Genomic DNA, 24,938 nt, shown 5'->3' with positions numbered 1-24,938 from the left:
AAAAAAAATCCCATCCTCAATAAAGAAGATGGGAAAATGAACCTGCTAAATGCATTGTTCCGCCAACTTCCCTCGAAGGTGTTGTGAAAAAAACATTGGCAGGTCTCCTGACTTTTCCTCATACAAATCTTGTATAATTTTGAACGTCTTCCCATTCAAGAAAATGAACAGTGACGCATGTTCAAAAAATTATTGGAATTACAGTTGCGGGGCAGTTTCCGATTTTTCTACAAATAGAATCACGGAATTCCCTTTTCATCCCGAAAAGAATCGGGACACCAACGTTTGTATATAAAAGAACGCACTGAATTGAACAGTGAATTAAAATCGGTGGTGAATATACTTTCTTTTATAAAAATGAAAAAACCCATGAAGTTTTTTTTCACGGGTTCATTAAAAAAAATCTGTTAAATATTTAGAACGGCAAATCGTCGGGAGAACCAGAAGATGGTGAATTTTCAACCGGGAGAGGAGTTGCGGGAGCATTCGCATTGTCGCGCTTCCCTCCTAACATTATCATATCATTCATCACGATTTCAGTAATGTAATGCTTGACACCAGCATTATCATCCCAATTGCGCGTTTGCAAACGACCTTCAAGATAAATTTGATGTCCTTTTTTTAACCATTGTTGACAAATTTCTGCGAGTTTTGTCCAAGCAATAATGTTGTGCCATTCAGTTTTTTCTTGTTGATTTCCATCTTGGTCTTGCCACGTTGCATTTGTTGCAAGACTGAAAGAGGCAACCGCCATTCCGGATTTCGTATAACGTATTTCAGGATCTTTGCCAAGATGTCCTATTAATGTTACTTTGTTTAAACTTTTTCCAGCCATAAATAATTTCCTTTATGATTACAGTGAATAAAAACGTGGGAAAAAGTACGGTATTTTTTGTAAAACAAAAACAGTTTTCCAAAAAAAATCTATTGGTGAATGACATACACGGTATGTGAAGTAAGAAAATACATCGTGTTTTTCCAAACGGCGACATCTATAATTTCATCTCGAGCATCATCGGAAATAAAATCGGATATGGGTAACGTACCGAGAACATCGCCATCGAGCGAAAAAAGCGCAAGTTCATTTCCGTTTGCGACGAGTATATCATCGCTGTATACCGTGAAACCCGTTGCGTTCTTCAAAATATCTTCGCCGAATGTTCTTACATAATTTCCAAATGCATCGAACGAAACTATGCGATTGTTTTCAAGAACAAAAATTCTGTCGGTGCTGTCTATTTCGAGTTGCAGAGGCGAACGAAGTTTTCCTTTTCCCGCATCAAACCCGCCAAATGCAATTTCTGCCTTTTCGAATGAAGAAAATTTGATAATGCGTTTGTTCTCTCCGTCGCACACAAAAAGTTCTCCTTTTGAATTTGTTGCAAATGAAGTTGGATAACCAAAGCGTGTGAGCGAGGATTCATCATCGCGAGTGAATAACGTAGCAACATACGTAAGTTTTCTGCTGAATCGTTGAATGCGATGGTTGTTGTAATCTGCAACAAAAATATCTAAACCGTTTTTCACCCAAATATCTCGCGGCGAATCGAACTGCAAGTTTCCCCATCCCATACTTCCGAATTGTGCGAGCGAATCTCCGCTTGATGAAAATTTTTGGACCGAATGATTTGCTTTGTCAAGAATAAAAATATTTCCTGCATTATCAACGGAGATTGCAATGGCTTGTTGAAAGGCACCGAACAGAGATGTTTTTTTTTCTGTAACAAGGAAACAATAAAAACTAAAAAAAAGTATGAAAGGATATATCATTGCTGTTTGTACATAAAAAGAGGAATCTTGAACGTATCAAGATTCCTCGTGGAGAATAATGAAATTATTTATATACCGAGTTTTAAAGTGAATACGTGATTATCCGTAGGAAAATCTTTAATCGAACGATATGCATAATCGAACGAAACACGAACGGAGTTTTCCGTATCGTATTCAACACCTACGCCGAAGTTTAATCCATAAACATTCGATTCATTGTTTCTATCAACCATTTCGTAACCACTTCGTAGCGCAAAAACGTTCATCACTTTGTATTCAACACCGTACATATATTGGTCTTGCAGATTGTTATTATTTCTAAAAACAGTTCCCATCATCAGTGAGTTTTCGGTGTTAAAATCGTGCGTGTAATTTAATCCAAGTTCAAAAAAACTCGGAATTTGAAATGGCTCCGTTTCCGGTGAATACATAGCATTACCTGTTCCGACACCTGAACCGGGAACTTCTGTTCGTGTTTGCAAATCTTGACCGACAAACTTCATATCAGAACCGATATTTTTAACTGCGACACCAATGGAGAGATTATTTTGGAATCGGTATTGAACTCCAAAATCCACTGCTGCGCCGGTTGCTGACGTATTCATTATTGATTCGTGAATAAGTTTTCCGGTAAATCCAGCACTTACTCTGTCGGTTATACTTTTTGAGTACGTAAGTCCCAACGTATAATAACCAGGAGAATACGTGCTTCCTGTTTTACCATCGGGGTCTTCAATGGTTGTCTGCGGAATATCTCCGAAGTCAAGCGATTTGAAACTTAAACCAAATGCGCCGACATCTTCAATATTTGCAGATACAGCAAGATAGGAAACATTGATATCGGCGATGTATGACATATAACTAAACATCGCTTCAGATTTTTCGCTTGCGCATAATCCTGCAGGATTATAGTAAATAGCTTCAACTCCTTTAAGACTTGGAATAAAAGCGCCGCCCGTTGCGATGCTCCTTGCGCCAACAGGAATAAGTAATTGATCAGCACCATTTGTGCCTTTTCGTTTTTCGTCTCCTGCTACTGCAAGAGAAGAAGTGAGAGTAATCAATGTGAGGAATAATAGTACGTGCTTCATAACAGAACTCCTTGGTTTAATATTTCTGAATTTGTTTTTGTGGCATAATAATTGCAAACTTCAATACTTTCTCGCCAATGTTGGGAGAAGAAACTATTGCGATATACATTCCGGATGCAACGCGCAATCCATAATCATTATGAAGATCCCATTCAAGATATGGAGAGGACATTCCTAATGCTTTATCCGTTGAAGTCAGTGTGCGAATCAGTGTTCCCGAAAGCGTATAAATCTTTATCGTAACATCTTCCGGAAGATTGGAAAACGTAACGAATGGGTCATCTGTTCTTCCGCCAAGATAACTTCCGAGTGGATTATATGCAAAAAGCGGATTAGGATAAACATTTACTTTCTCAAACATTTTTCTTCTGTCGCTGGACGTTAAATGCACCCCGCTCTTTTTCGTTTGAATTCTAAATGTATCATTCGGGGTAAAAGGATAGGTAATCGGAATTGTTATTTTATCTCCCGATTGATAACTCAAAAGATTACCACTGGTATCTCGTTTTTGCTGCAAACCAATAATGTATAAGCCACCAAAATACTTATCATTCGCTCGTTTTAACATATCCGGAGTTAATCCTATATGCGTTGTATCCCACGCAGTTGGAATTTGCCATCCATCTTGAAAATTTGCCCAGCGTGTTACACCGTGAAAACTTCCACCGGTAAATTCAATTGACGTATCAGCAGTATATGGAGCATTAAAAACTACTATATATTCATTTGAACCGGAATCTCCAGCAATGGAAAATGAATCTGGTTCCCACATACCATTAGGTTTGCGAAAACTCTGTTCCGTTTCTAAAAAGCCGCATGCGAGTTGACGTTCTTCACCGTAACGTGCATCTTTCACCCAAACCTGAAACGGCACATCAAGATATCCTTTTCTTCCATTCGCCAGCGTATCTCTATCTACTGGCATTGCCATTGCATATTGAAATTTTCCATACGTTGGACCGGTTTTGTATTTCACATACCGATATGCTTTTTGTGACACTCCAAATCGTATTTCAATATTTCGTAAATGTTCAAACTTTGCAGTTGAATTATACCCACCGGGGAATATTTCAGGAAGTCCCGGAACACCAGTATCTCTTCCTGTATAATACACTCCGGTAATTTTATTCGTAAAGTTGCTATACCATTTGTTTGCATATGGTGCATACGATGACGCTTTTATACTGGCATCAACACCTACTGCACGTATCATTATTCCATCAACCATTGGAAACGCATCCGTATTGCCAGAACGAACATCGTCTTTCAAACTATCAACGAGCAACGTATTTGTCGAAGCGTTTTTTATTCTCCAATACATACTGTATTTCGTTGATGCATTGTTCTTAAAGAAAGATACTTCATACTCATCACCAGTTATGAGCGATTTATCAACTTCATCATACGTAACCGTTCCTTCAGCACCACCGCTTAATGAAACTGCGTTATCTCCAACGACATACGGTTGATTGAAATCAACACCAGGACGAATTCCATTAACTGATGAATTGAGGATGGAATATGCATTTGCAGAGTATTGAACAGTTGCTCCTCCGTCCAAATAATACGCACCAACTGTTTGATTTGGGTTCACTTGTTTTAATGCATTTCTGTTTACTGCATATCCGATAACGGAAATAAAATATGGTTTCCCTTTTACCAGTTGTGCGCTTGTAAATGGATCTGTATCAATTAACACTCGTATCCTTCCACGTTCTGCAGTTGCATAGGTGCCAGAATCAATTTGCGTTCCTTTGGCAATGAGTATTGTTCGCTCTCCTGTAGACGGACTTTCCACCAAGATATCTTGATAATTGTTCGCCAAATCAAACCGCGCAACAACTTTTGCGTTTTCTCTTCCGCCTTCAACTCTCGCAGTAGAATTCGTATGATACATTGTAACTTCGAATGCTTCAAAACGCAAATCATAATCGAACACTGAACTTTGCGCGTTAAACGCTAACTGGTCTTTCGTATCCCAAAGAAGTTCAATGGTATTTTCGGTTGTACGCACTTTCGGCTGAACGATGGGAGGCGTTGGCGCTCCTTCAAAATTTCCATCATAAACTTTTCGCGATAAATCAACAATAGTTCTTCCAACTGCTACACTGTTTTTCGCATCAGAACCGCGACCAACAACATACGCAACAACGATATCAATGGGTTCATCTTTTTTCAATTTGAAAGGACCGATATTTTGCATCTGTCGCACATCACCGGGTGTTGTATAAATCCATCCGTAATCCGTTACAGGGTCGCCAGAATACCAATAGACTGAATCAATAGAAGTACAAGGAATTCCACCGTGCGCACTTCCGTACGAATCCGTGCAAGGACCAAGTAAATCTCCTGTTCGCAGTTGTCCTACCATATAGTTTCTTGCTTCGATGTGAGTATTCGGGTCCCCGCGTGTCGGATCGCTTTGTACGTAATTGACAAATGAAGACAATCCAAGATTTTTTGCTCCGGGAATTGTGTCTATGCCGAGTAGTTGACCACGTACATTATACGCAGTATCTAATGGTATATCCGTTCCTACATCATAGACACCGTTCGAATTCACGTCGGTAAAAGATTCTCCAGGAACATAAGCAACAGGACCTTGGAAAAACGAAATCATAAACACTGGCGCTTCTACTCCAAACGTTGGATCAGGACCATCGTTCCATGTAAATCCTGCATTCCTTGTAGTATCGCAACCGACTAAATCATCTGTATACCCTTGACTTCCGCCTAAATCCGGATCTGCCCAAACAGCAAAAAACACGGAATCCATTTCGTCATCAACAATTCCGCGATTGATGATTCTATAACGAAGAAAGAGCATATTGCCAATAGAACCAGCTGAACGAAATCCGAACATTGTTTGCTGAATATCAATTCCTTGGGGGCTAACATTTGTCCATCTTCTTTGAGCAGATTCAACTGCATCGTTGTAAACAGTCCACGCAGTTTTGTCTCCGAGCAAATCAGGAGCATCTTCGTTCGAATCCCAAAGTCCGTTTCCATTTTTATCAATGGGACTGTAGATTCCATCTCCATCTCCGTCGTAGAAATCAGCACCCATTGCAACGGCATCTTTCCACGTTTGCCACGATTCGCCAAATGCAGGGTCAAGTCTATCTACTACATAAATTCCGGGTTTATCGGAACCAGGGTCTTGAACACGTCCCTTGACGTAGTCAGTAACGCGTGATGCGCTTGCTACTGCATTCGACCAAAGAACAGAATCGTGCGAAATTCCACTGAGCATAAATCCTCCTGAAAAGAGAAATTGTTTATCTGTAGATTGAAAACTACCGCCTTCAATATCGCCCACGCGAACATCGGCAACAACGCCATCGGCATTAAACGGCATAATGATGTTGTTTATCCAAAACACGTACGCATCCGGTGCAGAACTTTTCTGCGAAGTATATTGCGTGCGCTTTTTATAGTTTGGACCGTTTTCTCTTGCTGCAAAGAGCATAGACGGGACAATGAAAAGTGCAGTGATATACGTAAGAAGGGAAATATGTTTCTTCATACTTATTGTTTCCTTAAAATTATCTGAAATTATTTGTTTATTGTTATTCGTCGAAACTAATTTTAAAGCCCAAACGAATTTGTCGCGGTATTCCAAAATTCGCAGGGTCTTTTTCCCACGCTTTGAAATCCGAAATGAAATCTTCTGTGTTTGGACTGCTGTTTGCTGCGGCGCGACCTTCCGAAGAATTTAACCAGCCGGTTGTATATGGATTACCTGTTGAACGATATACATCTACAACGTTATCTGCGTCAAAGAGATTTTCCACCCAAAGATAAGGAGTCAAGGTAAGTTTATCGTATTGTAGCGTTTTTTCAAGTTTTAAATTAACTATAAACGTTCCTGGTCCATAAGCAGAATTGACATATCCTTTTGTGTCGCCATAATTGGAACTTCCTGCGAGTAAATCTTGCGATTGAAGTGGGGTATATGGACGCCCGCTGTTAAATGATGTAAGAACATTTAATGCAACGTTTTCAAAAACGCCAAGTTCTCCTCTATTCGTAACGAAACCAAAATTGATTGTTCCTGTATGACGTTGGTCAAAATCTAACGGAGCAATGACGATGGGAACTTCGCCATCATCGTTTCGAAAGGTTGCCGTTGAAGACGAAGATGACGAAGAACCGGTTCCCTCAGCAAGCGATAATGTGTAATTGATGGATGCAAAGAAGTAACTGATTTTTCGAATATCTAACGTAAACGCCATTCCTTTTACTGTTCCAAAATCGAAATTGGAGGGACCGTAATATCTCAACGTTTGTCCGCCTACTTGTCTCTGATAAAAACGCGTCGTGTTGTTAGTAAGATTCTGCGTGTTTTTGTAAAATGCAGTAACGTTGAGCGCCGCTTGGTTTTCGCTGAGAACTTGACGCAATCCGATTTCATACTGTGTTGTACGTTCGGGGCTTACGTGTCCGGTATTAACGGGTAAATTATTATCGCGAATTAAATCCTGTAAATCAAACGGTGTTGTATAGACATCCAAAAGTCGTGGATTCTGAATAAACTTCCCCCATTGCGCGTGAAACACGGTAGTTGCCGTAACGGGAAATCCTAATCCGATTCTTGGGCTGATAAATTGTTCTGCTTTTGCTTCTTGAAAATCTAACGGGTCATATTTTTCCGGATCGCCGAAAGCAAACGGAAGCAATTCATCCTTCAAGACATCTGCTTTTGTATCAATATAATCGAATCGTAATCCGACATTCAAAACTAAATCTTGCAACTCGTATCTGTCTTGAACATACGCATACATAATGAGCGGTTTCTTCGGCGCAATTTTATATCCCGTAACAGGGTCAATTTCGCCATCACCTGTTTCTCTGAATGTTCCGTCGTTATTAATCCACCATCCATACGTGAAAGGATTACGAAGTCTGAATCGTTCGTCGAGAGTTCTCGTTCCTTTATCTATTGCAAGCGATAATGGACCAAACGACAAGTATCGGATATTTTCTGACCAAAACCCTGCGCCGACTTCAATTAAGTGCTTATCCATTTGTGTAAAGAAATCCATATCCACCGTCATTGTTGTATTCTTTGTTTTCTGGAAAGAATTGAACACTCTTCCTTTCTTGTAAAATACTCCAATGGCTTCTCTTGAAAGATTTGAACCCTGAAGTTCTAACTCACTGTTCAACGATGTATCGCCGTATGCAAGCACATTATCAAACCATAATCCGTCTCCGCGTTCTCTGTCGAACTGTTTATATCCTACATTGACGTTTAAGAACGTTTTCGTATCGAAATCTTTACTGAGTCGCATACTGAACGTTTGATTTACGTCTTCAAATCGTGGATTATGTTGTTGATTCAATTTTGCGTACGAATGTACGTATTCGCGACCGTTACGAGTGTTGATATTTGCGCTTATGCGTGCTGTTATAAAATCAAGATTATGAAATGTTTTTGCTGAAAATCTCCAAACAGCAGCAGAATTGTTGGGCAACGAGTTCGATTGCTTGCTCACCGACAGAATATTCAATCCGACGGCACTAGGGTCTGCATCTTGAAACCATCCGCGTTCGCCGGATAAAAACAATGTATGTTTTGATTCTCCAGGAATAATTGGTCCCGAAAGATTCATCGTATATTGATTGTATCCATAATCATCCGTTAACGAACTCGTAACCGCTTCCGCGTATGCATTGTATTTTGCACTTCCCGAACGTGTTGTAATATTGACTATACCGCTTTGTGCTTGTCCATATTTTGCTTCATATCCTCCAACTTGAAACGAAATTTGTTCAATGGCTCGGTCACTTACTTGGCTTCTGTTTTCGCCGGTGAGAACACTATTTTGAGGAACGCCATCTACGATGTATAGCACTTCGTTTCCTCTTCCACCGCGCACATTGATTGTCGAGTTCCCATCAACACCTCCGCTTCCTTCGGCAGAAACAACACCTGCTTGCAAACTGACAACACGCTCAACTCCGCGAATCGGAATTTGTGATACTTCTTTGGTATCGAATACCTTAACCGTGTTCGTAGATTTGGCTTCAAAGAGCGGACGTTCTGCCATAATAACGATTTCATTTACTTCAACTCCCGTGGGTTTTAGTTTTACATCCAAATCTTTCGTAATGCCAGATACAATCCGAACTCCTTCAATTCGTTGCGTTTGATACCCGAGATAACTTATTTTTACCGTGTAGTTTCCCGGTTGCAAATTGAGAATAACATATACTCCTTCCAAATTCGTCGCGGCACCAACTTGTGTGTTTTCAATAAGGACTGTAGCACCAACAAGCGCTTCTCTGGTTTCGGAATCGGAGATTTTTCCTTGTAGTTTTCCTACTGCACTTTGCGAATAAACAAAGTTGGGAGTTATGAATGACATTACTCCCGCAAAAAGGAGAAAAGTTGTTATTAGTTTCTTCATAAACAATTCCTAAGTTAATTGTTAATAAATGTTTGTAAATAATGATAAAAAAAATCGTTACTTGATGAAAACCATCTTCTTCATTTCAGAATATTTTCCCGCTTGCAATCGGTAAAAATATACACCACTCGAAAATTTGCTGGCATGAAAGACAACGCTGTGTTCACCTTGACTTCTTCTTTCATTTACCAACGTTGCAATTTCTTTTCCTAAAATAGTATATACTTTCAAAACCACGTTTGCTTCATCCGGCAACGAAAACGAAATAGTTGTCGTTGGGTTAAAGGGATTTGGATAATTCTGCGAAATGGAAAACCGCTTTGGTTTTTGATATTGTTCAGAAGTTGAGAGTAGACTCAAACTGAATTTCAAAAATTTTTGGTAACTGCGCGAAACTGGGCGATTGTCTCCGGAGAATGATGTCCCGGGGATGACATCTTCCTGAAATTGCAGATATGCCCATCCATTCGGATTCCACGACGACATACCAACATATCGCTCATCGAGCGTTGGCGTATTGGTTGCGTTGATAACTGCTGTCCAAGTAGTTCCATTATCCGAAGAAGCGCATACTAAAATATCGCTGTAATTCCAACCGTCATTATCCGTAACTCCTTGCTGAAAATAATCGCACGCCATAATGAGTGTTCCGTTTGCTGTTTTTCCCATAACCGGAAAATTCAATGCAAATGAATGATTGAATTGCGCCTTTGTTGATGAAGAAAGCGAATCAAGCATATTTCCCGGCGCATTGTTTTTCTGTATTACAGTAGAAATTGCATTGGTGCTTTTCTTCCATAAAACAATACGTGCTTTCGAATTGATTGCAATACCTTTTAAAGAACCTAATGAATCAAAAACTGCTTGACCGATTCCGAACACCACAAATAAATCGTTATTAACATACATCGCATCGAATCCCGTCCATTGTGTTGCAAACGTATCTTGTCCTATAATTCCCGTATGATATATGAGTTGTTGAGTTCCCCACGTGCTTCCTTCGTCCGTAGATTCATAAAAGTATAAACCGTCAAATGCTCTGCTGTACGTTATTAATGCAACTTTCCCTCCTGAACCGCCAACGATATGCGCGGAACGGTCATCGCCAACCGCAAATTCGCTTGACCAATTATCAAATGTCTGATTGGGAGCCATTCGTGTTGTGTGAAGCTTATTAGCATTCACTCTACCTCCAACAATGGAAAGAAAACCTGAAGACGTAAATGTACTGTTGGGCCAAATCGGTTGGTCATTCGATGTTCCCAACATCGGCGAAACGAGTTCTGTAAAATTTCGCGCGCCTTCCGTTTCATCAACATAAACAACTGTTTGCGTTGCAGTTTGTCCGCTCAATCGCGCTTGCGTAACTATGTGAGGAATCCCTGATGAAGGTGCTATTTGTAATGACCCAAAATTTGAACGCACATCAGATGGAAGAAATGTTTGAGAATCGGCAAGAACTGCGCTCCACGAATTGCCACCGTCGGAACTGTATGAATAGGACATTCGACGCGACGGTGAAGTGATACCATCGCCTGAATCGTATTTAATCGTCATTATCGAGTGTATGTGGTTCGAAGAATTCGGATTTATTTTTATATAATTTGTCGGTGCTCCATAACTTTGAAAATCCCAATATCCCCAAATTCCTGTTGGAATTCCTGAACCCAATTGCTTATACGAAAATTTCTTCTGAATGTTCTTTTTTGAAAACTGAACTTGTGTTTCAAGTTGCGCATCTTCGAAGTCTCTTGTATCGTTACTTACCCATTGTTTCTCTTGCGAAAGAACAAAAGTCGAGGAAACGAACAAGAGAAGGAAAACCGCTTTACTCATAATCATCAGCATTTTAAATGCGATTACAAGAAATCAAAAGAAACATCTATAAAAAGATGAGAAGCTCCTTCTTTTTGTAAAAAAAAGGAGCTTCTCCAAATAAATTATTACTTTGTCAAAATCATTTTTTGACTTGCGGTAAAGGTTCCCGCTTGCATTTTTGCAACGTAGATTCCGCTTGCAAGTTTCGAAGCGTCAAATGTTGCTTCGTATTTGCCTGCTTGCTGATATCCATCAAAAAGTGTTGCAACTTCTTTTCCTGTTATATCGTACACTTTCAATGTTACATTCGAAGCGTTCGGTAAATCGAATGCAATTTTTGTCGTGGGATTAAATGGATTCGGATAGTTTGTATACAGCGAATATCCCGAAGGAACTCCAGGTTCGCGTTCGTTGACTCCTCCTCCAGGAGTAAAATCTACCATTGCTTTCGCACCCCATAAAGCACACGGTTGCGTGTCATCCAAATTGGGATCAGTAACTGTTGGGTCTAGTTGTTCCATTTTTGATAAATATACATACGCCATATTATTTGCACCTACATTTTCGAATCTCGAAGCAATATGTGTTGTCATTTCACGTCCGAAGTCACCACCGGTTTGTGTTTGGTTTTGAATAGAACCCCAATTTTGAGTAATGATTCTTCCACGGGTAAAGATATCCGTGTTCACCGTATCACCTTCAGCCGGCGCATCAATCCATTTTACAACGATAGCGTTTCTGTCTTCGCTAATGGTTGCGAAGAGTTCATTATCCATTTGCGAAAGTGCGGCAAATCCCGGTTTAAACGATTGCGTTCTTGGCGCAACTACATACGATGACCAACTTGCGCCATCGCGATAAATTTCTACAATATCAAATCCGCCCGTAGTTGCGTTCGTATCAATAAGACTAACGAAAATATGTTCATTTCCGTTTGCATCAACGACAAAATCATGAGCAATTCGGCCGTCAACTGTACCAAAATCATCGTACTCGGACAATGCACTGATTGTTCGCCAATCTACTATTTCCCATCCACTCCAAGTACTTCCTTTGTCTGTGGATTTATTTATCTTCATCACTATATGGTCTCCTCCAGCAGGAACTGTCGTTACTTCGACATAAACAGTATTTCCTTTGCAATGAACTCTTGAATTGTATAGCACATCAATTTCTGAACTCCATGAAGCAGCAACCGCCCAAGTTTCACCTTGGTTTGTTGTTCTCCAAAATTCAAGCGTTGTAGGAGTTGTCGTTCGTTCTACAATTAAGTACACGTTGGGTTCACCATCGTCAGATACAGTAATATATGTTTGTGAAGCATAGTCGCCGGGTCCAGTATAAAGCGTAGTAAATGGGGTACCCGCTCCAAACGGATCTAAACCGTAACCAAGAGTTCCCCAACCAGCACCGCCAGTTAGATGAGGATATGAATATTCAAAAATCGTACTGGATGGGTCAGATGCATGTCCCGGATTTGAAATTGTAGAACTTGGATATCGTCCGTATTGGTCAACATCTGCATTTAATTTCGCAACACGTTGCCATGTTGCAAACTCATCCGTGGACTTTCCGTACCATAAACTTCCCGTCGTCGGATTTGGTGGGTCATACAATAAATGTCCTCGATAAATCATTGCAATTGCATTGCACCACGGGTCGTAATTCAAAGGATTAACATCAGAATTGGATGGACCATAAGCATTTGGCATACTGTCCATCATCACCCAAGTTAAATCAAAAGGACTATCTTGACTTGGGCTTGATTTTCTGGCGCCGGAGGGATTGATAACGGAAGTCGAAGGAATTTCAATTGCCGCTTTTTTGGGCTGATTCGGTCTGAGAAATTTTGAACCAGAAGAAAACGCGATTGAACTAACAACTGCGAGTAACGTAAATAGAGATATTATATTTTTAACCATGTTTTTAACTCCATGAAATATGTGAATTGAATTAAATGAATTTGAAAACTTTGACGCTGAAATTTCAACGCGCAATACAAAAAAACACCATACGATTTATTGAAAATCTATTGTATCGTATTTAAATGCGTGAAAATATACACAACTTCGAAAACTTTGTCAAGCATTATGCGAAAAAAAATAAAAATTTCTTCTTCTTAATAATTCGGAACATTTGTGTACGCCTGTCGGGATTTGAACCCGAAACCTTTGGCTCCGGAGGCCAACGCTCTATCCAGTTGAACTACAGGCGCATTTTTATTGCAAAAAAAATTACGATTTATTTTTTGAGTTAAAAAATTCTCTGCTTCCTTCTTTGCATTTCTCTAAACTTGCTACACATATTTTCCACCAGTTTTTTATGTGTATAAAATAATTCCTAACTTAAAACCCAGTGAAAAAAAATTGAGTGTTGCTGTGCGATAAATTGTACTGTTATCCAATTCTTTGTATTTAATTCTCATTGTTTCTCCTTCGCGCGAACGAAGTGTTCCGTAAAAATTGATGCGCAAATCTGCGGCAAAATACACAAACAAATTTTCGCTGAGCGCAGTGTTCCCTTCCACTTCCCCTTTCACACCTATTCCGTACGAAATATAATCGGTGGAAAATCCATAGTATGTTTCTTCCACGTTTCCCCAATGATAACCAACTCCTGCACCTAATTTCAACATTGAATAATCGGAAGGAAATAATTGTTGCACAATCAACGTCGGCATATGCCATTCAATACGTTCGCTACGTGAAAAATCATTTTGTAGAGAATTATACGACGTGAACATATATTCATATTCCAGTTTTGCCCCCAACGATTTCGTGAGGAAAATTTCTCCAGAAGAAAAAAAATCGGGAACAACTCTGAACTCATCTGCACGTTCTTCGGGATTGTTAGAATTGATGTAATCAGCAATATCAGGAAGACTGATAAGCGATACTCCCATTCCTGCGGAAAAACTTAATGAAACATTCTGAAATAAATCTTTCCTCGAAGGCAGAACAGGCTTTGTAGTATGAGTTGCTTGTGAATAAAGCGGTAACGTGAAATGAACGAACAGCACGAATGAAAAAAACATTCGCTCTAATACCGATTGGAAATTGCTATTTTTATTCTTCAACAGCAATATTTTCATACAACACTTCGGAAACGCGTAAATGGTCGCGGATGAAATAATACAATCCCACAACAACGACTCCTAAAAATCCAACTGCATGCGTAAGCGTTGCATAACTCCGCGCGACCGTTTCATTAATGCCGTACAAACGCGTGAGCGATTGAATCGTAATTAAATGATAAGAACCCGTTGCTCCCGGTGTTGGTATTGCTACGCCTATACTCGACATTGCCTGCAATACGAGCGCCGCGCTGAAATCGAGCAATGAGTTGTTCATTTCCTGAAAAGAAAAAAACGCAACCCACATCATAATAATGTAGAGAAGCCACACGAGAATACTCGTGAGTATAATCATCGCATAGTGTTTTGGTTCTTTTAAGAAAAGAAATCCGTCAAGAAATTTATGAGCAATCTGTTCAATTTTTTCCGCTGTTGGCTTCGGAATCCATCGAGTTAGAAATCCAAACAAACGAAACACAAAATCTCTGCGCGAAAGAAGAATAAGAATACAACTAATTGCAAAGAGCGTTACAACACTCACAATAACACTTGTCTCTACAAGCCACGGAAATTGTTCTGTCAATGGACCTGAATATGCAAACGGTATGAACGTAACCAGAACTATGAACGAAAGAAAATCAATGAGCCGCTCCATTACAACAGTTCCCAACGCCGAACTTCGCGAAAATCCTTCAAGTTTTCCAATGGTGTACGGACGCACGAGTTCACCGGCGCGTGGAAGAAAATTATTGACCATATACCCAATCATCAATGAGGAAAATAAATTGCGATAGCGAACGCTCTTTTTTATCGGCGCAAGAAAATATTTCCAACGATACGCGCGAACTGCGTGGCTTAACATTAGTACGATGAACATTACAACCATCCACCAGTAATTCGCTCTTCGTAATGAATCTACAAGCGCATTCCAATCTGTTCCGCGAAACGATAGAAAAAGAAATCCTGCAGTCAGCAAAAAACTTATCCCGAATTTCAGGAATGTTTTTATTGTTCCATTCATCGCAAATCTATGACTTCGCTTTTTTCAGGGATTGTAAAGTGAAACGCTGCGTCGTCAATATTGTTGTTGAGAGAAATTTTCTTCACAACATATTGCGTGAAATTGTCGTTCACATCTATAACTTCCGCTTTCTTCATCAGCGAATCTGTAGCATCAAACCATATTTTCATCGAAGCAATAAACGAACGAACGTCTTTCGGAGTCAATTTCAGAACACTCATTTGTTTGCCGTCGAGTTTTTCCGTTTTCAAAAATATTGAATTAAAATTTTCCGGCACCTGCAGTAAAATTTTTTCGGGTGAAAAATTTTTCGGGTCGTCGCGCATGGAATCAATCAACGTTTGCTGATTCGCTTTCGAATACGACCAAACAATGTTTCCGTTGGTTACAACTATCTGCTGCTCAAGTTCGATACGGTATTTTTTTCCCCGTTTCATCATCAGTGTTCCTTCAAACGATTGCTCGCGTTTCATCACGCCAATGCGTATCGTTTGCGAAAAATCGAACGTTGCATCGTTGATTGTTTCGTATTTCGCTGAAAGTTTTTTGAGAATGTTCTGCGCATCATCGGTTTGAGCATAAAGCGGAGAGCAACGCGTAGAGAACAAGGAGAAAATACCAATCACAATCATTAGCAATTGGTAATTCGTAATCCGTAAATCAATTTCAAAACAACTTTTCATTTTTAATTTGAAATTTTTCATTGTTATCGGATGTTCCAACTTTCCAATATTCTCGAAAGTTCTTCTTCCGTATCAATCAAAACATCGCGGGCTTTGCTTCCTGTGTGAGGACCAACAACACCAATTTTTTCGAGGGCATCAATCAATTTCCCTGCCCGCGCATAACCTACTTCAAGTCGCCGCTGCAACAACGAAACGGAACCTTGCTGATGCGCAACAACGAGATGCGCGGCTTCGACAATCAGTTTATCATCTAATCCCGCAATTTCTTCTCCGTTTATTCCTGTTTGTTTTTTCTCCACGATTGACGGAAGTCGATACGGTTCTGCATATCCCGGTTGCGATGCAATATAATCTGTAACGCGTTCCACTTCTTCTGTAGAAACAAATGCGTTCTGCATTCGCATCGGTTTCGGATTACTTCCCGGAAGAAACAACATATCGCCTTGTCCTATAAGTTGTTCCGCGCCATTCATATCGAGAATCGTGCGCGAATCAATTTTCGTTGCAACTTGATACGCAATGCGCGCGGGAAAATTCGCTTTGATAACACCGGTGATAACATCTACAGAAGGACGTTGTGTTGCAAGCACAAGATGAATTCCAACAGCACGAGCCATTTGCGCAAGGCGTGCAATAGAAGTTTCCACGTCTTTCCCCGCGGTCAGCATCAAATCGGCGAGTTCATCAATGACAACAACAATATACGGCAACCGACGATGACGAATTCTGTTTTCTTCTTCCGCCGAAACAGGAATTTTTCCCGCATTAAATTTTTCGTTGTAATCGGAAATATTGCGCACCCCTGCATTGGCAAGCAAATCATACCGCGCATCCATTTCAAACGTTAAACTTTTCAGCACAATAACCGCGTTGTTCGAATTCGTAATAATATCTTCGTCAATATCCGGCGAAACGGCAAGATAATGATTCCGCAACGCCGCATAATGCGACATCTCGATTTTTTTCGGGTCAACAATGACAAATTTCAATTCATGCGGATACATTCGGTATAACAAACTCATCACAATCGTATTGATGCCAACGCTTTTGCCCGAACCCGTTGCGCCTGCTATTAACAAATGCGGCATCTTGGATAAGTCATCAACATAAATTTCTCCCGAGATTGTTTTTCCGATCCCCAATACAAGTTTTCCTTTCGATTCCTGAAATCGCGACGAATGAATAATGCTGCGCAACTGAACGATGGAAGGATTGCGATTGGGAATTTCAACACCGACGGTATTTCTTCCGGGAATAGGCGCAATGATTCGAATTCCACGTGCAGAAAGCGCAAGTTGCAAATCGTCCTGAAGCGCAACAATACGACTTATCTTCACATCGGTTGCGGGAGTAAGTTCATATAACGTTACAACAGGACCCGGTGTTACAGCAACTTTTTCTATGTTCACATCGAAGTTCGCAAGTTTTACTTTTACAAGTTCTGCGTTCGCTTCGAGTTCGTCTTTAGAAATTTCTTCCTGTTTTTTTATCGGCTCGAGCAAATCCACTGAAGGAAGAACATAATCGAGTTGGTCTTCCGGCAATGCGCCCTTAACAATTTCTGTTTCGTGCGAATATTTCTGTTCTTTCTTTTTTGGTGAAACAATTTTTCTTGGTTCCGGTTCCTTTCGTATTTCAATGATGGGGGGTGAAATCGTTTGTTCTTCTTGTTCTTTGGATGCTTCTTCGTCAAAACATTCTTCTTCGTAATCATCTGTTATACTTTCGTTTTCAACTTCGTCATCCGTTTTCTTTATACTGAAAAAGGAATCGCCTGGTTCATCGTCGTTGCTCTTTTCGTTAGAAAATTTTTCTTTTATCCATTGGAATGAGGTTGTTGTCGCAGATTTCATTCCTTGCGCGGCTCGGAATAAATCTATTTTGGCAGCAAGAACAAACGTGATAAAAAGCCCCGCAAGTGTTATTAGGAATGCGCCGACATTGCCAAGAAATTTGATAAATCCTTCTGCAAGAAATGCGCCGACAACTCCGCTCCACGATGAAGAAAGTTGCAATGAAAACATGCGGGGAACAATTCCGAAGAACGAAGAAAGCAGCAGTGAAAAAATTACAGCATAACTCGTGAACACAACAAGTTTGATAGTATTCCAACGAAAGAGAATTGTGCTTCCCCACAATAATATTAAGAATGGAAAAGCGATGACAGGATAGCCAAGCGAAAACGTGATACAGAAGTTTGCAACCCACGCGCCAAAAAGTCCGAGCGAGTTATTAACATTGATCGGCGTTTCCGGCTTGCCCGCTTCTTGTGGTGAAAACGACGATGAGAACAGGGAAACGAACGAACGTCCTTCGACTATGCGAATATCGTCATCGGAAAACGTAACGATGCTCACAATGAGAAACAACGCCGCAAGCATCAACACGACGGAAAGAATTTGCCATCGTCGCCGCGGAGATGAATCAGGTTTTTGTTTTTGAGATTTCTTTTTTGACAACGGGATTGAAAAAATTATAGGAGAAAATATGAAGGGAAAAGAGATAAAAGAAATGGATGAGAAAAATTTGTGCCTCGTATGTTTAGTAAAAATAATTTTTTGTCAACTTGTTAAAGATACGGCTACGTTCCTTGACCTATAGAATGGAAAGTGATTTTGTGTCAAAGTATCCCAATGAATCGAGAATGACTCATTAAGACATTTCTTCCCCATTCAGCGATTTCTAGTATTGATAAATGGAAAATAGAGAATAAAAAGAAAATTTTTCCACGACTATCAATGGTCGCGCTACGGCAAAAAAAACCCGATACATCGGGATTGAACCAAAGAATCATTGATGATTTTTTTCGTCCAGCAAGACCGTTTACAGTCTTTGAAAGATGCCAGCAACTCTCGTAAAACACGACCTTATTTCTTTACTCCAATTCCTCGCTTCTCCATCCTTTCGCATTTCGCACACCGATAACGTGCAATACTTTTTCGACAAAAGCGCTCACGTATTCGTCAACAGTTTTGGGAACAAAATAAAGCGGCGGGGAAATCGGCATAATAATTACTCCGTTTGTTGAAAGTTTGGTGCATTGCTCGAGTGAAATAGTGGAAAGCGGCGTTTCGCGAATGCAGAGAATGAGTTTGTATCGCTCTTTCAAACACACCGCGGCAGCGCGTGTTATCAACGTATCGCCGATGCCGCTTGCAATTTTCCCAAGAGTAGAAGTGGAACATGGAAGAATGACAAATGCATCGAAATAATTTGAGCCTGAAGCAATTGGCGCAGTTAAATCGTTGTCGTCAAATTGTTTTTTGATAAACGGTTGCAATTCTTTTTCAGAAATTCGCAGTTCATCCTTCAGCAACGCTTTTCCCCACTTACTTACAACAAGGAATTTATCATCGGGACATTTCTCTAAAAATTTTTGTGCGTAAATTGCGCCGGAACTTCCAGTAATACCTACTATTATCTTCATTTTTTTTGAAAAGCAATTTGTCATTGGTCATTAGTAATTGGTAGTTTGTTCAAAAGTAGAACTAATGACAAATTACCAATGACTAATAACTTTTTTAATTTTTCAGTAAAACCATAATGAATACGACAAATCCCAACACCGCATTGATTTTGAAAAATGCAAGTTCAACGTCGTTTGATTTTTTTTGTTCGAGATATAGAAGAAATCCGCTGAGTAAAAGAAATGGGAGCGCTATGAAACTTTTCACCGAAACAAAATACAGCGCAACGAGAACACAGAACGCAAGAATATGGAGCAATGCAGAATATTGTAACGCTTTTTCTTTTCCGAAACGCGAAGGAAACGAAAAGAGATTTTCTCTCTTATCAAACTCTTCATCGAGTGTAGAATAAATAATATCGAATCCCGTTCCCCACAAAATCGTGAAAAGTGTAATGAACATTCCCGGAAGCAAATCGAAAAAAGAATTGTAGAGAAAATTTCCCCCGAAACTTTTTGCCGCAAACCAACCGCCCAGCGGAGCCATTGATAATCCTATACCAACGCCAAAATGCGCAAATTGCGTGAAGCGTTTGAGATATGGGTAAACAATAAATATGATAAGTGGAATCGGAGAAAGCACGAAACAAAATTCCGAAACATTAAACGCAGCGGAAAAATAAATTGCACTTGAAATTATTGTAATTATTGAAGCATACGATAATGTCATTTTTCCACTGGGAAGTTCGCGTATTGCTGTGCGCGGATTGCGTTTGTCAATTTCTCTATCAATAATTCTGTTGAGCGACATTGCTACAAGTCGAGCGGAAATTGCCGCAAGTAAAACGAGAATAAAAAACGTGAACGTGAAAATTTCTTTCGCATTTTCCGCAAGAAATATTCCGGAAAAAATAAGCGGAAGCGAAAAAAGAGAATGTTCTATTTTTACAAATCGAAGAAGCGTTTTCACAAAGGCGAAAGAAATTTTGCTTGAAATTTTTTCGCGGAAAAGATAGGGAAAATTAGAGAGAATTACACTTTCTTCCGAACGAGTGCATTCAAATAGAATTTATCAAAGAGATAGGCGCCAAGCAAGGCAACAACAAGGTACCACGAATGAGCAAAAAAACTTCCTCCGATAAGCGATAAATACTTTTCTACAAAACCAGCGAACATTTGCGTACCGAACGCAACATAATTTTTTACCAACTGAATTAAATTATTCGTTTGCGAAGGTGCCGTTATTTCCGGTGGATTTCCTTGCTGATACACGAAAATTGTATTGACCAAAAATATAAGAACAAACAGTATCAACGGCTTCCATGCGAATGAGAAAAACGTTTCTTGCGTTACAGAAAACATTACACGTTCGGTAAAATTCGGCGAAGGCGTTTCCAGGGATGTTTGGCGAATTACCGTTCCCAAAGATTGCAACGATTGAACAAAGCGACGACATTGATAACATTCACGAACGTGTCGGTGAACGGAATCTCTCTCTCTTAGCAACAACGCATTGTCAGCGTATTCATTAAGTTGTATGTTCGAAGGGTGATTCATAAGGAAATTTCTTCCCGAGAAAAATCTTTGGAAATAATTTTTTGTAATGCGGTTCGCGCTCGAAATAAATGTGTTTTTACTGTTCCTAAAGGAAGTCCGGTAACTTCGCAAATTTCATCGTAGCGTAATTCTTCAATATAAAATAATGTCAAAATCACCTGATAATGTTGCGGTAATTTTTCCATTGTGTTGCGAACGAGTGTTTTAGTTTCTTCCCGTTCGTACGTCGTATCAACGGCAGAAGGTTCTATCGCTAACTCACGCTGCGGTTCATCGTCTTCACTTTCCGTTTCAAGCGGTTGAAAAATATCTTTTCTTGAACTGAGTTTAGAGAGTGAAACATTGTAGACAATTCTGTACAGCCACGTTCCAAAGGAAGAAGAACCTTGAAATTTTTTTAACGCCCTAAATGCGCGAATAAATGCATCCTGCGTCGCTTCCTCCGCATCTTCACGATTTTTGAGCAAACGAATTGCAAGTGTGTACGCTTTATTTTGATAGCGTTCCAACAAAACCGCAAATTGTCGTGTGTCGCCAGCATTCACGCGTTGAATGATATCGCTATCGCTTAGTAGCATACCGAATGCTGATATATTCGTCTCACGAGTCATTAGACTAACAAAGAAATAGAAAGGTTTCTTTCAATCGGAAAAAAAGCTCGGGGCGAAATTACAAAAAATCTTTCGGCGAAAGAAACATTTTTTCTGGAGAACAAGTCAAACGATACAGCAACTACAATTATTTATTACAACATATTCAACTTACATTTCATAAAGGAAAATTGTTATGGCAGAAATTATCGTTCCAACTTCACTCTTTATCACAATGGCTATCGTCTTCAGCATTTTCATCATTTCCAGACATCGCGAAAAAATGTACGCGATGGAACGCGGAATGACCCCGGAAATGATTAATGCAGTTTTTCAACGCGACAAATCAAAACAAAAGGATAAATACTCCACACTCAAATGGGGAATGATGTTTTTCTTTACGGGAGTTGGTTTTGTTCTCGTCGGTTATTTTGACACGATGGACAGACATATCAGCGATGAATTTAAATTCTCCATTATTGCAATTTCCATTGGTCTTGCACTTCTCATAACATATTTTGTTATTGATAAGAAAAACGAACAGCAAAAAATAATTCCTCCAACACAAGCAAACGAAAGCAATTCTTCTGTATCGTAACAGAAAACAGATATGTGATGTGGGATTTGCGGTATGCGCAGGTAATTTAAAACCGCAAATCTCACATCGCTTACAACATTCCACTTCTTCTTCTTACAAACCACTCCATTGCAAGAAGAAAAATTATTCCGTATAAAATATATTGCCAATGCCAAAGTTCAATTTCGGAATGTTGAATCTTTTCCTTCGGCTCAAAATTTCGGGAAAGAATTTTTTCTAAAAGCGCATTGTAATTTTCCGATGTTGCAAATTCTCCGCCGGTTTTATATGCGAGTTGTTCGAGAAGTTGCTTATCCATCGTTGTTTTCAAAAATTCAACCGTGAGTGAACCGACAGAAAACTTCCCACCATCTTTCCCGATTTCAATATCTCCTCGTTTTATTTTGGCAGAATAGGAATAATCTCCCGCCTCCAAATCATCGAGTGTACCGTTGTACTTTCCACTTCCAATATTTTGAAGAACAAAACTACGAGAAAAATTTTCTTTCGTAGTGGTAATTTCAATATTCGCATAATCGAGTGGTTGAAGTTGTTCGTTGGAAACAATGCCGGAAAATTCAACCGGCTCGGTACCGGAAAAAATTTGTTTCGTCGGCGCAACACGAATCGGTTTATCATTCTCATTGGAAATCAACCAGCGAATTGCATTCGTAAAAAATGTCGGAAGAAAATTTTGTACGGAAGAATTTCCACCGCTCATCAAACGCCAGCGATACATTCCATAACCGACAAACGCAACGGTTCGCTGACGATTGAGTGAACGTGCCAACAATAGGGGCTCATTCAACGAAATTGTTTGCAGCCGAGAATACGCAAGCACGTCTGCATCAGCTTTCGCTTCAACGATTGTTTGTGTTTTGTACAACGGAGGAAGTTGATTCCACGTGGAAACGGTGATTGTTCCGCTTGCATTGAGTAGTACATTCGACAACGATTGATTTTCTACTTCACAAAATATTTCCAACTCGCTTGCGCTTACGCTGTTCCAACCAAATGGAAGAAAATTTTGAAATTGTTTCAATTTGTTGTAATCAACATTTTTTCCGCCAATGAAAAATAACGACGATTGTTTGCGTTGAAATAATTCTGCAAGTTGTTGAATTGTTTGTGAACTCGTTGCGCTCGAAGGAAAATTCACAAACACAAAACATTCTGCACTATCGAGAGTTTTCTGAGAAACAATTCCTTCGTAAAATTCATTCTGCTTTTTCTGAACAAACGTATGCAACGAAAAATGTCCATCTTCGTTCAGCAATTGTCGAATCGCTGCAACGTCTGGAGTTGGAGTTCCGGCAAATAAAACAATTGGCGTTTTACTTTTCAAAACATTCACGAAAACAGTTTGTGTATTGTTGCTTGTTGTGAGTTCATCTTTGAGCGAAGAAACATTGACAGAAAATTTTTTCACACCTTCGTTTTTGAGTTCGACAGAAAAGGAAAGCGGAATTTCCCGCTGTTCTTTTTTCAGTGATACAATTTTCTGTTCGATTTGTTTTCCATCTTCTAACAACGAAACTTGCACATTATGATTATCGAAGCCAACATTGCGAATCGAAACATCAATGGGAAGTTTTGTTTCCGCATATGCAACATTATTCGTAATGAGTTTTGAAACGAGAATATCTTTTTGTTCAACCGTATCGCCAAGTCCGACAGTGAAAATCGGAACACCGAGTTCTTCCGCTTCGTAAATCGGATTCACTCCTTCGGTAACATTTCCGTCGCTCACAAGTAAAATCGCTTGCGTGTTTTGCGAAAGCATTTCTTTCTTTACATCGGAAAGCGATTGCGCAATGTTTGTGAGTTCGCCATTGAATTGCATCGAATCAATCGCTCGAAGTTGTTTTGCTTTTTGTTCAAATGAAAATAGTTTCGGCGAAAGTTTAGAAGAAATTTTCTTTAAGTTTTCTTCGGAGAATTTTTCTATCACTAAATCTTTTCGTTGTTTTGCTCCATTCGGCAATGTCATACTCAATGAGTTATCGAGAAGAATTGCAATCGTAGGTTCTTGCTGAAATGTTTTTACGAGCGAGAGAATCGGTTCAAACAATAATAGCAACAATAAACTCAATGCGAGCGAACGAAGCGTTGCAAGAAAAATTCTTTTCGAATTGGGAACGGGAGGAAGTGTGAAGCGATAAAAAATAAATGCGCCGGCGATTGCTACAAGAACAAACGCAATCAGAAGAAAAATATTTCCGCTTGTGGAAAGATGAAAAGTTGATGACATTTTACTAATGACCAATGACGAATAACCAATGACTTTTCAAATAAGAGTAATTAGTCATTAGTTATTCGTCATTCGTATATCAGACGTTTAATTTGACGCAAGAAGTTTTTCCACAATCGAAATTGCAGAAACACCTTCTGCTTCTGCATTGAAATTGGGAACAATGCGATGACGCAACACTGGTCCCGACATTGCTTTCACATCGGCAATTTCCGGCGTGTGTCGTCCTTCGAGAATTGCTTTTGTTTTCGCGCCGAGAATTAAATATTGCGATGCGCGTGGTCCCGCTCCCCAACGCAACCAATCTTTGATAAACTTCGGCGCAGTGGAATCGTTCGGACGAGTTTTTGTAACGAGATGTACTGCAAACTCAATCACGTTATCGGCAACAGGAACGCGGCGAACTAAATCCTGAAAGAAGATAATTTCTTTCGCAGATAAAGTTTTTTCCAACTTCGGAACAACGGAACTCGTCGTTGATTTTACAATTGCTTGTTCTTCTTTCGCCGAAGGATAATCGAGCCACAAGTTGAACATAAATCTATCGAGTTGCGCTTCGGGCAAAGGATATGTTCCTTCCTGCTCAATCGGATTTTGCGTTGCGAGAACAAAAAACGGTTCGTCGAGATGATATGTTTGTCCCGCCGCAGTTACATTGTGCTCTTGCATTGATTCGAGAAGTGCA

Annotated in this window: 18 protein-coding genes, 1 tRNA gene and 1 riboswitch; of the genes, 1 reads left to right on the top strand and 18 read right to left on the bottom strand. The window is 39.8% G+C overall.

Annotated elements, in window-relative coordinates; translation table 11 throughout:
* Nucleotides 1–79: 79 nt before the first annotated feature.
* Nucleotides 80–298: riboswitch (cobalamin riboswitch) on the bottom strand.
* Between the two features lie 117 nt (nucleotides 299–415).
* From FJ218_06345 to FJ218_06270, 16 genes are all read right to left on the bottom strand, one after another.
* The gene (locus tag FJ218_06345; GenBank protein MBM4166519.1) at nucleotides 416–835 is read right to left on the bottom strand and encodes a single-stranded DNA-binding protein; all 420 of its coding nucleotides are present in this window, start codon (nucleotides 833–835) and stop codon (nucleotides 416–418) included.
* 89 nt (nucleotides 836–924) lie between these two features.
* Complete coding sequence (locus FJ218_06340; protein ID MBM4166518.1) at nucleotides 925–1,770, bottom strand: hypothetical protein; 846 nt, start codon at nucleotides 1,768–1,770, stop codon at nucleotides 925–927.
* A gap of 68 nt (nucleotides 1,771–1,838) precedes the next feature.
* Nucleotides 1,839–2,861 carry a PorV/PorQ family protein gene (locus FJ218_06335; protein ID MBM4166517.1) on the bottom strand — a complete coding sequence of 341 codons (1,023 nt, stop codon included), beginning with the start codon at nucleotides 2,859–2,861 and terminating at the stop codon, nucleotides 1,839–1,841.
* Nucleotides 2,862–2,877: 16 nt separating this feature from the next.
* Complete coding sequence (locus FJ218_06330; GenBank protein ID MBM4166516.1) at nucleotides 2,878–6,387, bottom strand: T9SS type A sorting domain-containing protein; 3,510 nt, start codon at nucleotides 6,385–6,387, stop codon at nucleotides 2,878–2,880.
* A 43-nt stretch (nucleotides 6,388–6,430) separates the two neighbouring features.
* On the bottom strand, nucleotides 6,431–9,274 hold the full coding sequence (locus FJ218_06325) for a hypothetical protein (GenBank protein MBM4166515.1): 2,844 nt from the start codon (nucleotides 9,272–9,274) through the stop codon (nucleotides 6,431–6,433).
* Nucleotides 9,275–9,331: 57 nt separating this feature from the next.
* Nucleotides 9,332–11,122, bottom strand: coding sequence for a T9SS type A sorting domain-containing protein (locus FJ218_06320; GenBank protein MBM4166514.1), 1,791 nt, complete (start codon nucleotides 11,120–11,122; stop codon nucleotides 9,332–9,334).
* A 95-nt stretch (nucleotides 11,123–11,217) separates the two neighbouring features.
* On the bottom strand, nucleotides 11,218–13,014 hold the full coding sequence (locus tag FJ218_06315; GenBank protein ID MBM4166513.1) for a T9SS type A sorting domain-containing protein: 1,797 nt from the start codon (nucleotides 13,012–13,014) through the stop codon (nucleotides 11,218–11,220).
* A 219-nt stretch (nucleotides 13,015–13,233) separates the two neighbouring features.
* Nucleotides 13,234–13,307, bottom strand: a tRNA-Arg gene (locus FJ218_06310).
* Between the two features lie 105 nt (nucleotides 13,308–13,412).
* Entirely contained in the window at nucleotides 13,413–14,126 is a 714-nt protein-coding gene (locus FJ218_06305) for a hypothetical protein (protein MBM4166512.1), read from the bottom strand.
* 31 nt (nucleotides 14,127–14,157) lie between these two features.
* The gene (locus tag FJ218_06300) at nucleotides 14,158–15,186 is read right to left on the bottom strand and encodes a flippase-like domain-containing protein (GenBank protein MBM4166511.1); all 1,029 of its coding nucleotides are present in this window, start codon (nucleotides 15,184–15,186) and stop codon (nucleotides 14,158–14,160) included.
* Nucleotides 15,183–15,890, bottom strand: coding sequence for an outer membrane lipoprotein carrier protein LolA (locus FJ218_06295; protein MBM4166510.1), 708 nt, complete (start codon nucleotides 15,888–15,890; stop codon nucleotides 15,183–15,185). Before FJ218_06295 ends, FJ218_06300 begins: the two co-directional genes overlap by 4 nt.
* A 2-nt stretch (nucleotides 15,891–15,892) precedes the next feature.
* The gene (locus tag FJ218_06290; protein ID MBM4166509.1) at nucleotides 15,893–18,331 is read right to left on the bottom strand and encodes a DNA translocase FtsK; all 2,439 of its coding nucleotides are present in this window, start codon (nucleotides 18,329–18,331) and stop codon (nucleotides 15,893–15,895) included.
* 416 nt (nucleotides 18,332–18,747) lie between these two features.
* The gene (locus FJ218_06285) at nucleotides 18,748–19,323 is read right to left on the bottom strand and encodes a UbiX family flavin prenyltransferase (protein ID MBM4166508.1); all 576 of its coding nucleotides are present in this window, start codon (nucleotides 19,321–19,323) and stop codon (nucleotides 18,748–18,750) included.
* Nucleotides 19,324–19,393: 70 nt separating this feature from the next.
* The gene (locus FJ218_06280) at nucleotides 19,394–20,347 is read right to left on the bottom strand and encodes a 4-hydroxybenzoate octaprenyltransferase (GenBank protein MBM4166507.1); all 954 of its coding nucleotides are present in this window, start codon (nucleotides 20,345–20,347) and stop codon (nucleotides 19,394–19,396) included.
* Entirely contained in the window at nucleotides 20,311–20,835 is a 525-nt protein-coding gene (locus tag FJ218_06275) for a hypothetical protein (GenBank protein ID MBM4166506.1), read from the bottom strand. Before FJ218_06275 ends, FJ218_06280 begins: the two co-directional genes overlap by 37 nt.
* Entirely contained in the window at nucleotides 20,832–21,446 is a 615-nt protein-coding gene (locus FJ218_06270) for a sigma-70 family RNA polymerase sigma factor (protein MBM4166505.1), read from the bottom strand. The genes FJ218_06275 and FJ218_06270 overlap by 4 nt, the downstream gene beginning before the upstream one ends.
* Nucleotides 21,447–21,621: 175 nt before the next feature.
* Between FJ218_06270 and FJ218_06265 the strand changes: the two genes are divergently transcribed.
* Nucleotides 21,622–22,023 carry a hypothetical protein gene (locus tag FJ218_06265; protein MBM4166504.1) on the top strand — a complete coding sequence of 134 codons (402 nt, stop codon included), beginning with the start codon at nucleotides 21,622–21,624 and terminating at the stop codon, nucleotides 22,021–22,023.
* Between the two features lie 70 nt (nucleotides 22,024–22,093).
* Here the strand turns inward: FJ218_06265 and FJ218_06260 are convergent, their stop codons facing one another.
* Nucleotides 22,094–24,253 (bottom strand): VWA domain-containing protein, encoded by a 2,160-nt coding sequence (locus FJ218_06260; GenBank protein ID MBM4166503.1) that lies wholly within the window; start codon nucleotides 24,251–24,253, stop codon nucleotides 22,094–22,096.
* An 87-nt stretch (nucleotides 24,254–24,340) separates the two neighbouring features.
* Nucleotides 24,341–24,938, bottom strand: a 598-nt coding sequence (locus FJ218_06255) for a MoxR family ATPase (GenBank protein MBM4166502.1), incomplete at its 5' end; no start/stop codon positions are given.

This window comes from Ignavibacteria bacterium (assembly GCA_016873775.1).
Lineage (GTDB): Bacteria > Bacteroidota > Ignavibacteria > UBA10030 > F1-140-MAGs086 > JAGXRH01.
Note: the sequence above shows the minus strand (reverse complement) of the source record. Positions and strands in the feature narration are given on the sequence as shown.